This window comes from Sphingobacteriales bacterium (genome assembly GCA_016706405.1).
GTDB lineage: Bacteria > Bacteroidota > Bacteroidia > Chitinophagales > UBA2359 > BJ6.
Map to the genome: position 1 here is coordinate 251,745 of JADJJT010000001.1, position 14,275 is coordinate 266,019.

Genomic DNA, 14,275 nt, shown 5'->3' on the forward strand with positions numbered 1-14,275 from the left:
TAACGTTTTTAACCTGTTTGCGTACAACTTTAAATGGAAACACGATTCTTAATTTTTTAACCATTTGTCCCTTTTACCAGACAACAACGACCTTAACATATCGCAACTGCACGATATTGTTAGGAACAAGGTGCTTATATTTTTAGCAAAAAATAAGCCCTTTTTAGAAACCGATTTAATAACTACTGCCGAAGAACTTACTTCGGAAGGCATTGCTTTATATTTAAAGCGGCTCAAAAAAAAAGAACTAAAACTAAAAGCGCCCCCCATTGGCTACGTTTTTAAAATTTGCCGCAACACATTTATCAACCAATACCGCAAACAAAAGAAATTACCCACAACAATAACCGATGATTTTTCGGCGTTTAAATATAATGATGCTAACCACGAAAATACGAATCCCGAGCTACAAGACGTAATTGACAGTTTACAACAAAACCTGCTTAAATTATTTAACGAAAGCCTGACCGACTCATGTAAACAACTTTTTTATTGGCGATATAAATGCGAATGGGATTTTGCCACCATTGCCCAAGTTTTAAATATTACCACAAATACCGCCCGGCAACGCCATTTCGCCTGCAAAACCAGTGTACAAAAACAGTTCCCAGAACATTTACAAAAAATAATTTACGACATAGCACCGCAAACCCTACCCGAACTACTTGAAGCCACACGGTTTTTAGATGACTGGGCAAATGATTTTAATCTTTAACCGATGCTTTATTAATCCACTATCTCAATTTAAGAACTCACATTTTTTAACCTGTTTAATCACCACCTCATTCAGCAATGAATATTGACCCTAAAGATGGCACCTTAATAGAAAAATATATTGAGCAAGCCATGACCCCTAATGAAAAAACCGATTTTGAAGAGCGTTTATCTAATAATACCGAGCTACTTAAAACTGTATTTATGGCCAAATTAGTTTCGGCTATATTTAAGCACCCAAAGGGCCAGCAATATCAGCAGCAACAGCGTTGGCAAAATACGACAACTATAGAATTACCCTATCCAACAAGTATAGCAACCTATACCCCCGATGAAATTAAGGCTATGTTTGCCCCCTTAGAGCACTTAGAAGGTGCATCGGCAACCCGTAATAACAGTGGCGGTGGCATTCAACAACAACAAAGTTTATTAGGTCAGCACATTATTGCCCCACCTAACAATACTAAAGTGGTAAACAAACCGGTGCAATTTGTTTTAAACCAGCCAATAAATTACGCCTTGACACTTATTGTGGTAAACAATACTGAGGTACTACAGTTTACCCAAACTATTCCACCCAATACCTTGGTTTTTGATGTTGATACCACTAATTTAAAACCAGGCCGCTATTATTGGCATTTGCGACTGGCAACCGATACACCCAGCGCAACAAGGCGGCAATATGGCTCGGCTTATGGCTCGTTTTTAGTAATGGGCAACTTGCCTTTATAGTAAAAACAACAATAATTATAGCAGCACAAGAATAGCTTAGGGGATTTGATTTAAAATTAAGTTCCAAGCAATACGTACCCCCCCCATTTTACCGGAGGCTTACCTTGGGCAATAAGGGCGCACTTGGCTTGCCGTAATGCTTCGGGGTAGCTGTATCCGTTGCTTAAAACCAATTCAAAAAAGGTTTTACAAAGCAAATACGATTCGTGGTCGTAAACTTTAAATAAGGTAAACAGTACATTTTGGGCTCCGGCAAATAAAAACCCTCTGTTTAACGCCATAACCCCCTCTCCAACAGCAGTTTTGCCAACACCGCTATCGCAGCAACTTAGCACCACTAAATCGGCTTTTAGCTGCAAACTGTAAACCTCGTTCATATATAGCAACGGATAAGTGGTTGTTTGTGCGCCTGTATAATCGTTGGTAGGGTGGTTTGCGGTATTTTCGTCGGCGGGCGAGAACATAATGCCGGTAAGTTCGGGGTATTGAGGGTTAATATTGCTGTGGCCGGCAATATGTAGGTATTTGTAATGTTGCGCCAACTGTTTAAACTGGTTAATAGTAGCTTGTTGGTGCAGTACCGTTTGTGTTTGTATTCTATGTTTGGTAAAAACCTCGCTAATAGCCATTACTTCGACCTCAGAGTAAGGCAGGGCAACACAGGTTTGCTCATTCGTTTGTAGGGGCGGCAAACCGATATTATTGTCTGCAGTGTTATGGCCATTAATGTTATTGTTTAAATTATAATAAACGGGTGCAAAGCCCACAAAACTTGGCTCGGCGGCGGCTTGGTAACTTTGTTTTTTTGCTTGATTATGCCAAAGCGTTGCCGAGTAATGGTACGATACTGCATATTGGCGCACCAAATAGGGTAGCGCTGCGTACGGCTTGGCGCTTGAAGGGCTTGTAAGTAATAACTCGAAGGGCAGTTTGGCTAAAATATCATCCGGAATGATGCGCAACAAACTATTTGGACTCGGGTTAAAATCGGCCAAAACGCCTGCTAATAATAGGTCATACAACTCGTACCCTAAAGTTTCAAAATCGGTTTTTATCCGGTCTTGAATGCCAAACAATAAAAAATCTTCAATGGCATCGGTTAGTTGGGCGGTTGTAAGGAGGTGCGAGGCGTAATTTTGCCGGTAAAACTGGTATTTTCCGCGTGTTACGGCAAAAATATATAAATAGTCATTAGTTACCTGATAAGTAATAAGTAGCTCGTTAGGTGGTATTGTTGTTAATAGTTGGCTTAAACCAATTGGCTGAGTTTGGTATTTAAGCAGGTAGTAATCGGGGTATTGGGTTTCAAAAGTGGTAATCAGGTGGTCAAAACTTTGTTTGGCATCAAAAAACACGCTTTGCAGCTCAGTTAGTTTAGCTGTTAGTTTTTCGATGGTGGCGGCATCTGTTTGCTGGGCTACTTTTTGTTTGGTTTCGTTAATAGTTTTTTCTAAATAGTTTAGCTCGACTTGTAAATTATAGGCGCTGGCTTGCAATTCATCCGGAATATTGGCGTTAATTTTTGCCTCTGACTCTTTAAACGAAGCTAATAATAAATTGGCTTTGCTTTTTTCGAAGAAATGAAAGGCAAGTTCAGTAGGATTTAGGTTTAAAACATAGCCTAAATTTGTTGCTACGGTTTGTAGGTTTATTTTTCCGGATATTTTTGTTGTTTGTATTAAATTTTGTGCCTCAAAACAAGCTAAAACAGCATGAGCATACATGTTTTTAGCGGTATGGGCCAATAATAGTTTACTGTCTTCGGTGCGAAACGATTGCCTTATTTGACTTACTAATTCATCAGCGCACTGGTAGTGGGCAAGAGCGGCCACTAAGTAATTTAGTTGGTTGTCTATTGGTTGGGGCTGCTGCTGTTGCTGGCATTGTGTATAAGCTAACCATAAAAAATGGGCTTTTGCGCTTAAAACTTCTAATAATGCCGCTTCGTTTTGATACTCGCTTATTGGGGGCAACTGCCATAACGAGCTAAACTGTATTTGTGGATTGCCAAGGCTTAGCAGTGCTTTTTGCTGTGTTTGCAAAATTGTTGTTATTGCCACCGCTGTTTGGCTTTGTATTTGCGCTATTTGCTGGTAAATGGCAGCAGTTTGAGGGTGATAACTGCCAAAATTAGCCTCTCCAATTGTTAATGCTTTTTCGTAAAAAAATATTGCCTTTTTGTAATGCTTTTTTTGCGCCAAACAATTGCCCACAAGTCTGTATGTATTAAAGCTGTTAGCATAATTATTGTTTGGTGCTTGCAGCGACTTGTGCAGGTATTGTAGCGCTTTTTTTACACAGCCCATACTTTCTAAAACGCTGCCAATTTTTCGATAGGCAAACGTTATTTCGGGGTGTTTTGCGCCAAAAATATTAATTTTTAAGGACAAACTTTTTTTATAATAAGTTAATGCCTCGGCATATTGATTTGTATTTATATAATAGCCGGCAATATTATTGTAACCAAAGGCAAGATGCAGGGGCGGGGCGTTGTTTTTTTGATAAATAGTAATGCCTTTTTGCAGGTAAAGCAAGCCCATTTGATAGTCGCGGCAGTATAAATACGATACGGCTATACTAAAAAAGCAGGCGGCAATATGGTTATGCTCGGGGCCAAGTAGGGCGCTATAAATTTCGATGGCCGATTTATAATAATTTTGGGCTTCTTTATGGTTGCCTTTGCGGGTATTAACTCCCGCCAAACTATAATTAAACTGTGCAATTATATCGGGCATTTCGGTCAAATGCAGTTTAGCCTCTTCCAAGCCTTTATTTAAAAAAGTTAGGCATTGGTTGTAATCTTCGATGGTTTTAAAATACAAGCCATGCACGTAGTAACAATTTACATAGTCAAAATCGGTTGGGTTTAGCCGTAATTGCGCCGTTTGCAGGGCAATTTGGGTATAATGGTAGCCTTGGGCAGGCAAGCCGTCATTAAAATAACACTCGGCAATATCGTTTGCCAATTTAACCCAAAGTTGCCAGTTTTGGTGCAACTCGTACACATACCAAGCACTTGTAAAGGCATCAATAGCGGCGCTATAATTGCCTTTTGCGTAGTAAGAGGCGGCAATATCGTACCAATTATCGGCTTCGTCAATGGTTATTAAGTGCAAATTAAGCGGCATATTGCTTTGCAATAATAAGAAGAAGCAACAAAGGTAAAAAATATAGAATTTTTTTAAAAAAAGTTGAACTAATTTTTAAAGAAAGTTCAATTCCGGATTTTGTTTTCTTTAATTAACAGGTATTGGCAGTTAGCTTAGTGCAAGATACTGCGAATAACATTTAAAATATCCGGAAAATAAAATAAAAACACCCGTAGATGGATAGAATTTGTAAATTATTTACATTTTTTGAACCTAAAATTTGTTTTTTTGTTCTTTTTATTCGTAAATTTGCCAACCACTTACAATATAAAAAAGAAAAAAATGATTATAAATTTTAGTATTCAAAATTTTGGCTCCATAAAAGACAAACAAATACTCTCTTTTGAGGCAGACAAAACAACACATCTTGAAGATACCTATATTGTAAATATTGGTGGGCATAGACTTTTAAAACTCGCCTTGATTTATGGCGCAAATGCATCCGGAAAAACAACGATACTTAAAGCACTTGATTTTTTGAGGAAACTTGTTATTGCCCCGCAAGAGAAAAAAACGAATATATTAAACTTTGAACCTTTTTTATTTGACCCCAATACGCCTAAACAACCTTCCGTTATTTCAATTGAGTTTTTTCAAAACGAGGTAAAATACTACTATGAAGTTGAATTTATAAAAAAGGCGATTTTGTCTGAGGAATTGTATTATTACAACCCCAACAAAGCCAATATTTTTAAGCGAAAAACCAATTTAGAGAATCAGGTTGCCAAAATAGAATTTGGCAGCAAAATTTCTATTGACAAAACAACAAAAAAAATACTTGAAGCCAATACAATTTGGAATAATACTGTTTTGGGTGGGTATTTGAAAACAAATATAGACCTTAAAGAATTGCAAGAAGTTAGTGATTGGTTTAAAAATTATTTATTCAAACTAATTGTTCCGGAAGATACTTCTTTGTTGAATAATTTTGTAAAAAGAATGATTCTTGGGAAACAAATCTCAAACGCTGACGTTGTTTCAATTTTAAAGAAAGCGGATTTTAATATCTCTGCTATTGATATTATAGAAAGAGACATAAGTGTTTTTGGTAATAAATTATCGGAGTTTCTCCTCGAAAGAAGCAAAGAATCCATGTATTATTTTGAAGTTGCGCACACAGTAAACAACACTAAATATACTTTGCCATTAGAGCTTGAATCGCAAGGAACCAACCGTTATCTCGGCTTTGCCGGCTTATTGGCTTATATAATCAAAAAACCAACAGCATTGCCTATTGATGAATTGGAAGCCTCTTTGCACCCCGATTTGTATTTGCATTTTTTGCTTAGTTTTCTTTTAAATGCCAAAAAATCTCAACTTATAGCAACAACCCACAACAGAGAAATTTTAGACAATAAAGACATTTTTAGAAACGACGCAATATGGTTTACCGATAAACAAAAAGGTAGCGCTACCCAAGTTTATTCTTTAGCCGATTTCGACAGCACGGTTATTCGCAACACCACAAATATTTTAAACGCTTACAAAACTGGTAAACTAAGCGCTACTCCTAATTTGGGCGACACTTTTATAGATTTAACCCATGAGAAAAACCAATAGAAACGTACCCAAAACAATCCCCGCTTTTGCCGTTGTGGTTGATGGAGAAACCGAGGTTTGGTATTTGCAAATGCTAAAACGAAACGAACGGGATATTCGTGTAAGCATAAAACCAGAAATTCCAAACAAAAAACGTGTAAAAGAACAATACGATTTAGTTTGTGATTTAGAGCCTGTCTAAATTTTATTTTCTAATTCTATTAAGCATCAATTTTATCATGGCAAGTTGGATCATTGTCTGGCTCGTTTCGGTTTGGAACTCAAAGTCTTTACTCAATCTTCGATAGCTTTCGAGCCATGCAAAAGTTCTTTCAACAATCCATCTTTTGGCAATACTTCGAATTTCGAGGCTGTATTCGATCTACTTACAACCTCAACCACCCACCCAAACGTTTTGCGGGTATTTTCAATTAACTCGCCTCTATACCCGCCATCAGCTACTATCTTTACCAATCTGCAAAACCTGCCTCTGAGGTCAGCTATAACCATTGGGGCTGATTTACTGTCATGCTCATTTGCCGCATGAACCACAACCGCTAAAAGTAGTCCCATTGTATCTACAATAATATGCCGCTTTCTGCCTTTAACTTTTTTACCCCCGTCAATCCCTCTGCACAAGCCTCCGACGCTTGTTGTCTTTACGCTCTGGCTATCAATTATACCAACACTTGGCGATGAAGCCCTGCCTGCTTGCTTTCGAGTCTTATCCCTGAGTATTTCATGGATGAGTTCTATCGTCCCATCCTTCTTCCACTTGGTAAAATAGTAGTAAACAAGCTTCCATGACGGAAAATGGAACGGCAGCATGCGCCATTGACAGCCAGTTTTAAGCAAATAGAACAGCGCATTAAAAATTTCTCTTAAACTGTGTTTTCGTTTCCGTTTGTCGTCTAAAATGCCTAATATTGCACTCCATTGACTATCGGTGAGACTGCTTGGGTAGGTTTTCATTTTACTTTATGTGTTTGATTTTCATAAAGCTATGAATTATTATTTAAACGTCAAACTGATAGTCTTTTATTCACATCTCTTTTAATAACTTTTTTCCTATCAATTTTTAGGACTGGCATGCCAATTTTTAATTTTTAGACAGTCTCTTAGCAAACAAAGAGTTTACAAAAGTTTTTTGGATAATTGATTTCGATACGGTTATTGACGAAGAAAAAAAAGGACCAAAAAGAGAAAAATCGCCACTAAAAACGTTTGAAGAATATAGAACAAACCTCTTCACCAAGTTTACAAACGTTGTTGTAATAGTAAACAATCCTTGCCTTGAGTTTTGGTTTCTGCTTCATTTTGAGAAAACATCAAAATTTTTCTCCACTTGCAAAAGTGCAGAAGCTGCCTTAAATAAACACATACCAAATTACGAAAAAACGCAAAAGTTCTATACGAAGCAAAACGACGATATTTATTTAAAATTAAAACCCTTCCTTTCAACCGGTTTGGCAAACGCGACTGCCCTTGGAAATTTTGACGAGGAATACCCTAAAAAGGCACTGTGCGAAATGGAGTTTTTATTTCACGCAGCCGAACTGAAAAAATACTTTGAATAAATGTCGAGCCTTATTACTTATCTCTTGATTTTGCAAGCAGCCTTAAAATTTCGATGTATAACCATATTATGGTAACCATTAGTCCAAAAGCGCCATACCACTCCATATATTTAGGTGCTCTTCTTTCGGCGCCTTGTTCTATAAAATCAAAATCAACTACTAAATTCATGGCGGCAAGCACCACCACAAACAAGCTAAAAATTATGCCGTTTATATCGTTTTGGTGTATAAATGGCAACTGAACACCCCAAAATGAAAGCCCCAAACTTACCATATAATATAAGGCTACGCCCATAGTGGCCGAGGCAACAATGAGTTTAAAGTTTTCGGTTACTTTAATAATTTTTAATTTGTAAATGACGAGTAAGACGGCAAAAATACCAAACGTGAGCAAAAGCGCCTGCATAACAATTCCCGGAAATTTGGAATTTACAAGCGCCGAAAGTCCACCCAAGTAAAGCCCTTGAAGCACTGCATATATCGGTGCTAAATATGGCGACCAGTCTTTATTAAAAACAATCACAAAAGCAAGCACTAAGCCGCCAAGGGTACCCGTCCAAAAATAGGGCATAATTGACGAAAAATCGTTGGTGGCAGTAAAAAGATTCCAGGTATAAATTGCCGGTACAATAACGGCAATTAAAAGTATTGCCGATTTGTTGACGGTGCCTTGCAGGGTCATTACATTATTGTCTTTGTAGGCAACCCGCTCTAAATTGTCGAAGGTGTCGGCGGTAAGTGCCGGGTTACCCGATTTGAATAGTGCCATAGTATTGTTATTTTTTAATTGCGTTTGCTTTGCTTGTGCTTGCTGTTTTGATGAGTGCTTGCGCAAAATTAGCAGGTGGCAAACATATAAATAAAATTGGTTAATGTTGAACTTATATTGCGCAGTCGGTATTTTTTGGATTTTTAAACCATTTTTCGGCTTTTGGCCTTCGGTGGGGGCATCCGGGCCAGCAGCAGGGTTGCCTTATTCCTTGTTTCAACTCTGCTATCATGCGGTCAATGTGTTCTGTGCGGGTTTCAGCTTTTTTGACGATGGTAACCCAGCAAATCCACTCATTGCGCTGAATGGAGGTAAGTTTATTCCATCTTGTAATAATATCGGCATCTAACCCCAGTGCGGCTTGTATATCATCCGGAATTTGGTGCAATATACCATCTAAAGGTTTTATTGTCATATCATATTGTGTTAATCAAAATTTTTCTTGCCGTTTATTTGGCTGGTTTTGCTTTGAATCAATTAAAATTCATTTCTTCGATAAATGTTTCTACAAAGTTAAGAATTTTACTCAAAATTCTGTCGCTAGTTTTTTTGTTGGGTTTAAAGTTTAAGCAAATTTATCCGGATAAATTTTTGGGGCGGGGCGGGTTTGTCAAGTTCTAAACCGGATGCAAAAAAATAATCCCTTGTTTGGGGTAGTTATGGAAAATAATATTACCTTTGTGTTTGTCATGAAAACATATTTTTGCAATATTTATGGCCGCTGGTTTTTTATTAGCTGGTTGGTAGCAACCATATCCCTAACCTATGCTTGTAATACCACTCGCGACAACACCCCGCAAACGGCAGCACAAACAAGCACCAATGCCAAGCCCAATATAACTACTAAAAATACCAAAAGCACCGATGCCGTTGACGATATAATTTTTGGCCAGCTTGACCCCTACCAACAATGGTTAAGTCTAACCCCCTCGCGCCGCAACTATATCCGCGAAAACTTGAACGATTTTCCGCAATACCGCGATTTTGCCTTAGCCGACCCAAACCTCGAAGCCGACGAAACCCAACAAACAAACACCCATAACGCCCTGCCCGATACTTTTGTAGCGACTTACAAAAATAAATTTGCCGACCGCACCCCCGCCGACTGGTGGAACAGTTTTAACGAAGCACGCAAACAACATATTCGCCAAAATATTGACCTGTATCCGGAGTTTAAACCCTTTGTCGAAAAAAAATAATCCGGAAACAGACATGAATAATATAAATGTTGCCACACGTTAATACACTAATTCAAGTCAAACGAAAAAAAACATAGTATCTATACAAGTAATTATCAAATAATAACAAGAAACAAAGGCCAAAATACTACTTCGTGCTAATTTTATCCGGATGTATTTGTTATTTTTGCCCAATAATAAATTTTTAAGTTAAAGTAAAATGAAAAAGTTTATACAATTAATCCTCATTTTTTGCCTGTCGAGCAGCTTGTTTGGCGTTGCTAATATTGCGGCGCAAGACTGCGCATCGTACTGTACATCGTACCCGCCCCCTTACCCCGAAGATTACCCCTGTATGCAAACCTTTTTGGCAAACTATACCTTTTGCTGCACCGATGTATTTGACGATTATTGCTATAACCAACTGATAGGTTTTTGCGATGACGGCAAAGCCTGCACCCTAAACCAATGCACTGTTGACGGGTGTAAAAATTTATACATGCCAAAATGCCCAAATATTTGCAACTCGTACTACAGCGATATGCCGCCACCCGGCCCCAACCCACCTATAGACCTCGAGGGCTTAATTGTGCAAGTAGTTTGGGTTGATGGCTATTGCTGCCAAACCAAATGGGACGTAATTTGCCAAAAACGCGCCGACAGTATTGCTGTTTCTATTTGTAACGACAAAGACCCCAATACTATTGACGGCTGCTCAACCGAACTTGGCTGCACCCACACCCCCAAAGTTAGTGGCTGCAACAACCCGGTATATGCCAAACTTAGGCTTTTGCTCGAAGGCTGCTATATAAGCGGCACCGGCACCATGCGCACCGACCTCCGCGACAAAAAACTATTGCCAACCAAACAACCGTTTAACAACTCGCCTTGGCTATACACAGGCAGCGAAAAAGTGGAGTCGGTAGATGCCATGCCAACCGATGTGGTGGACTGGGTATTGGTAGAACTGCGAAAACCACTAACCAAACAAACCGTTTTTAAACGAAAAGTGGGCGTTTTGCGCTCAAGTGGGCTTATAACCGATTTAGATAATAACGAAGCTATATCTTTTAGCGGTATTGACCCCAATACAAATTACTATGTAATTGTAAGGCCGCGCTCGCACGTTGATGTTATGAGCGCCATGCCTATATACTTGCCCAACCTTACTCCCTACGATTTTAGCGTGGGCGCGTACCAAGCCTTGGGCTATAATGCCGGCGACCAGGCTTATAAATTGGCATCTATTGATATTGATACTTTTAGCGTAAAACCTAGTTTTTGCCAATTTGGGGGGCTATTAGCGGCGATATGAGCGACGACGGGCGTATTGTAACCGGAGATTATAATAACCACTATTTGCCCAATGCCTCAAAATTAAACAAATACTTATCTGCCGATGTTAGTTTTGACGGCAATGTTACTATATTGGACTTTAATATATATAAAAAGAACGCGGGGCACATAGGTTATAGTGCTGTTTTATACTAAACTAAAGCCAATTGGTTTTTATTTGTAAAAGGAAATGAAAACGAGAGATGCGTTTATTTAAAATAACGTATCTTTCGTTTTTGTTTTTTTATCCGGATAATTTTTTGATTTTATGACTAATTCAGACGAAAATTTTATGCGAGAGGCAATTGCCTTATCTGTTTTAGGAATGACAAACAACGAAGGCGGACCTTTTGGTGCTGTTGTTGTTAAAGAGGGCAAAATTGTTGGCCGTGGCAATAATAAAGTTACCTCAACCAACGACCCAACCGCCCACGCCGAGGTGGTGGCTATTAGAGATGCTTGCAAAAATTTAAACAGTTTTCAACTCGATGGCTGCGTTTTATACACCTCGTGCGAGCCTTGCCCTATGTGCTTAGGTGCAATTTATTGGGCCCGACCTGACAGAATAGTTTTTGCCTGCACAAAAAATGATGCAGCGGCAATAGAATTTGATGATGCCTTTATTTACAAGGAAATAGAACTACCCATTGAAAACAGAAACATAAAAACAGAACAAATACTTAGAGAGGAAGCATTGGTGGCATTTAAAATGTGGGCAGAAAAAACGAACAGAACCGAATACTAAAAAAACACCGACACTATTTAAAAAAGATATATATCTCTTTAAAAACCCTGCCAGCTATCGAAACCCAAAATTAAACAGCCCATAAGTAATTGATAATTGATAATTAACAATGAATAATGCAATAAGTAGTTCATTATAAAGCATTTACCACAAAAAACTAATTTTAGCGAACCACTTAAAATAATTTGTTTCTTGCCGTTCCTCAAGCAATTTCCAAAATTAATATAGAAGTTGTTTAAGAATTAAACCATAATAATTAACCACATAGACACATAGAATTTGTTTAAGCATTAAATGGTGTGGCAGTTTTAAGGACTTGATACTAAGAAACTATTGAGATAAAACAGGCTGTAAAATGTAAAACAAATATATTGACAACTTAGTTTTGCAATTACTTTAGTAGTACATAGTTTCAAATTAGTTCAAGAAACTAATTTTTAAACAACTTCATACTTATACTTATACGGGAACCCCTTTGTTAAAAATATTCCGGATGAGTTACTTCATGGAGACGTAGCGTCTATTCGCCATTTTTTAAAATCTTTACCTTAAAAACTGTTCGCCCCTTTTGATGGCTAAACCGCTGGCCGTAGGCGCGGGCTATTTAAATTTATTTAACTCCTTTCCAAATCTTTCGTTGCCTTTAAATTCGTATTTTTCGCTGTATTCAAAACCATAAAATTTGCCATATACACGCCTATTTACATTTTTGGTCTCTACCGTATCAAGTGTAATGCCCCAATCGGTGTACTCATAAACAAGAATTGGCACGTAAGGCATTTTATGTCCATTTTCGCCCCCCATTTGATAATAGCTCATTATTCCGGCCAACTCAGGCTTGCCGTCAGCATCAACGTCTTTTGGTACCATTTCAAAATATGGAATCATGGCTTGTGAGGCAACCGTGTTGTTGTATATTTTTAGCAAAAGCAATTTATCAATATCAGGTCGGTCATTTACAAACAAAAGCATCTCGTAACCATTGCGTATTTTTCGCAGAGACGGGTATTTGTCTTTAACCTCAAACTCGGTTATAGAATCATTAAATAGGAGTGCATCGTCTTTGTACAGTTTTGTGTCCCAATAAGTCTTAAAATCGGTGTAATCTTCTGCCTGCCCAAAGGTAATTTTGAATCCATGTCCCAAATCTATCGAAGTTAGGGTGGTATCCGTATTTGCATTTGTTTGCGCAGTTTTATTTGGGTCGGACTTAATTAGGTTGCAGGATATCAAAATCAACCATCCGAAAATTAGAATCAGCTTATTCATAATTTTATTATTATTTTGGATGTTATAAAATTAGCTTACTAACAGATAAAGTTTTTGCCTTAGTACGGTTTATTAGGCAGAAAGGCAGAATTTATTAATTCCGGAAATAGGGGCAATACAAAATTAAGGTTTTTTTCGGGGGTAATTGTACCGGATTAAAAATTTGGGCTTAATGGACAAAAATGATGCTAAAATCGTCTGGAAAGCTTAATATTATTAGCTTTGAGGACAATCAAAGGTTATGAATAAAAAAAGTGCTTTTACTGCGGTAGTTCTGTTACCAAGAAAAATGGGTTAGTAAAGGTAAACAGCGATATAAATGTGCCTGCTGTAATAAACAATTTTTAGGTGGGCAACGCATCAATAACGAGCAAATATGGGAAGAATACAAAAGTGGTAAACAGACCTATTTGCGGTTAGCTCACAAGTATAATTGTTCTGTTAAAACGATTCAAAGGCGGTTAGACAAGATTAAAATAGTGGCTAGGAAAAAACAGGTAGAGTAGTCGTTGTATTAATGGACACCACCTATTGGGAGCGGGGTTTTGGCGTAATGCTTTTTAAAGATGCCTACACCAAAGAAAACCTTTTGAAATATTATGTGAAGACAGAGACAAATGGGCTGTATATAGAAGGAATTAAGGAGTTAAAAGGCGAGGTTTTACTATTTCGGCTATTGTTTGTGACGGAAGAAAAGGCTTAATTGCGTCGTTTAAGGGGTATTCCTGTTCAAATGTGCAGTTTCATCAAGCAGCAATAATTCGAAGATATTTGACCCGTAAGCCAAACTAAAAGCTGCACAAGAGCTGATGGATGTTGTAGATTTGATGAAGCAAACAGACAAAGAAAGCTTTGTCGGAGCATTAGGGCTATGGCTTGAAAAATGGAAAGTGTTTCTAAACGAGAGAACTGTAAATCCGACTACAAACAAATCGTTTTTATACGCATAAAAGGCTTAGAAGTGCTTATCGTAGTTTGAAGAATAATTTCGCCAGGTTGTTTACTTGACACGATAACAGGGACTTCAAATACCTAACACAACCAATGCTATTGATGGACATTTCGCAGATTTAAAAAACAAATTAAGAAACCATAATGGCCTATCAATGGGAAACGGAAAATGAAATTTATAGATGGGTTTTTAAAGGTATAAGGGCTTTCTGAAAATATCAAAGGCTTACAATATACAGTAAGCCTTTGATAAGTTATTCGTCAAGCATCTGTTTTATCCTGACAAGTTGCTCCCCAGCAGAGCTTGTTTCCGTTTT

13 protein-coding genes and 2 pseudogenes are annotated in these 14,275 nt (G+C 37.9%); 10 read left to right on the plus strand and 5 right to left on the minus strand.

Annotated features, from left to right (window positions below; all coding sequences use genetic code 11):
- Positions 1-64 precede the first annotated feature (64 nt).
- Together IPI59_01110 and IPI59_01115 are read left to right on the plus strand one after the other, a co-directional pair.
- Positions 65-715 (plus strand): sigma-70 family RNA polymerase sigma factor, encoded by a 651-nt coding sequence (locus IPI59_01110; protein MBK7526170.1) that lies wholly within the window; start codon positions 65-67, stop codon positions 713-715.
- 77 nt (positions 716-792) lie between these two features.
- Positions 793-1,446 (plus strand): hypothetical protein, encoded by a 654-nt coding sequence (locus IPI59_01115; GenBank protein ID MBK7526171.1) that lies wholly within the window; start codon positions 793-795, stop codon positions 1,444-1,446.
- A 56-nt stretch (positions 1,447-1,502) separates the two neighbouring features.
- On the opposite strand, the gene IPI59_01120 is transcribed toward IPI59_01115, so the two are convergent.
- Positions 1,503-4,574 (minus strand): CHAT domain-containing protein, encoded by a 3,072-nt coding sequence (locus IPI59_01120; GenBank protein MBK7526172.1) that lies wholly within the window; start codon positions 4,572-4,574, stop codon positions 1,503-1,505.
- 303 nt (positions 4,575-4,877) lie between these two features.
- Here IPI59_01120 and IPI59_01125 point away from each other — a divergent pair, with 303 nt between their 5' ends.
- Together IPI59_01125 and IPI59_01130 are read left to right on the plus strand one after the other, a co-directional pair.
- Positions 4,878-6,155 carry an ATP-binding protein gene (locus IPI59_01125; protein MBK7526173.1) on the plus strand — a complete coding sequence of 426 codons (1,278 nt, stop codon included), beginning with the start codon at positions 4,878-4,880 and terminating at the stop codon, positions 6,153-6,155.
- Positions 6,139-6,336 (plus strand): hypothetical protein, encoded by a 198-nt coding sequence (locus IPI59_01130; GenBank protein MBK7526174.1) that lies wholly within the window; start codon positions 6,139-6,141, stop codon positions 6,334-6,336. The genes IPI59_01125 and IPI59_01130 overlap by 17 nt, the downstream gene beginning before the upstream one ends.
- 3 nt (positions 6,337-6,339) lie before the next feature.
- On the opposite strand, the pseudogene IPI59_01135 reads toward IPI59_01130, so the two are convergent.
- Positions 6,340-7,106: pseudogene (locus tag IPI59_01135) on the minus strand (IS5 family transposase).
- 179 nt (positions 7,107-7,285) lie between these two features.
- Between IPI59_01135 and IPI59_01140 the strand changes: the two are divergent.
- Positions 7,286-7,711, plus strand: a complete 426-nt coding sequence (locus tag IPI59_01140; protein ID MBK7526175.1) for an RloB domain-containing protein — start codon at positions 7,286-7,288, stop codon at positions 7,709-7,711.
- A gap of 13 nt (positions 7,712-7,724) precedes the next feature.
- On the opposite strand, the gene IPI59_01145 is transcribed toward IPI59_01140, so the two are convergent.
- Complete coding sequence (locus IPI59_01145) at positions 7,725-8,480, minus strand: Bax inhibitor-1/YccA family protein (protein MBK7526176.1); 756 nt, start codon at positions 8,478-8,480, stop codon at positions 7,725-7,727.
- Positions 8,481-8,592: 112 nt separating this feature from the next.
- The gene (locus IPI59_01150) at positions 8,593-8,895 is read right to left on the minus strand and encodes a YdeI/OmpD-associated family protein (GenBank protein ID MBK7526177.1); all 303 of its coding nucleotides are present in this window, start codon (positions 8,893-8,895) and stop codon (positions 8,593-8,595) included.
- A gap of 274 nt (positions 8,896-9,169) precedes the next feature.
- Here IPI59_01150 and IPI59_01155 point away from each other — a divergent pair, with 274 nt between their 5' ends.
- The 4 genes from IPI59_01155 (at position 9,170) to IPI59_01170 (ending at position 11,738) form a co-directional block, all read left to right on the plus strand.
- Positions 9,170-9,679 carry a hypothetical protein gene (locus IPI59_01155; protein ID MBK7526178.1) on the plus strand — a complete coding sequence of 170 codons (510 nt, stop codon included), beginning with the start codon at positions 9,170-9,172 and terminating at the stop codon, positions 9,677-9,679.
- Positions 9,680-9,878: 199 nt separating this feature from the next.
- Positions 9,879-10,973, plus strand: a complete 1,095-nt coding sequence (locus IPI59_01160; protein MBK7526179.1) for a hypothetical protein — start codon at positions 9,879-9,881, stop codon at positions 10,971-10,973.
- A complete protein-coding gene (locus tag IPI59_01165) occupies positions 10,940-11,149 on the plus strand; it encodes a hypothetical protein (protein MBK7526180.1) in 210 nt (69 codons plus the stop codon). The genes IPI59_01160 and IPI59_01165 overlap by 34 nt, the downstream gene beginning before the upstream one ends.
- Positions 11,150-11,261: 112 nt before the next feature.
- On the plus strand, positions 11,262-11,738 hold the full coding sequence (locus IPI59_01170; protein ID MBK7526181.1) for a nucleoside deaminase: 477 nt from the start codon (positions 11,262-11,264) through the stop codon (positions 11,736-11,738).
- A 600-nt stretch (positions 11,739-12,338) separates the two neighbouring features.
- On the opposite strand, the gene IPI59_01175 is transcribed toward IPI59_01170, so the two are convergent.
- A complete protein-coding gene (locus tag IPI59_01175; GenBank protein ID MBK7526182.1) occupies positions 12,339-13,007 on the minus strand; it encodes a hypothetical protein in 669 nt (222 codons plus the stop codon).
- 359 nt (positions 13,008-13,366) lie between these two features.
- Between IPI59_01175 and IPI59_01180 the strand changes: the two are divergent.
- Positions 13,367-14,160: pseudogene (locus IPI59_01180) on the plus strand (hypothetical protein).
- The last annotated feature ends 115 nt before the right edge of the window (positions 14,161-14,275 follow it).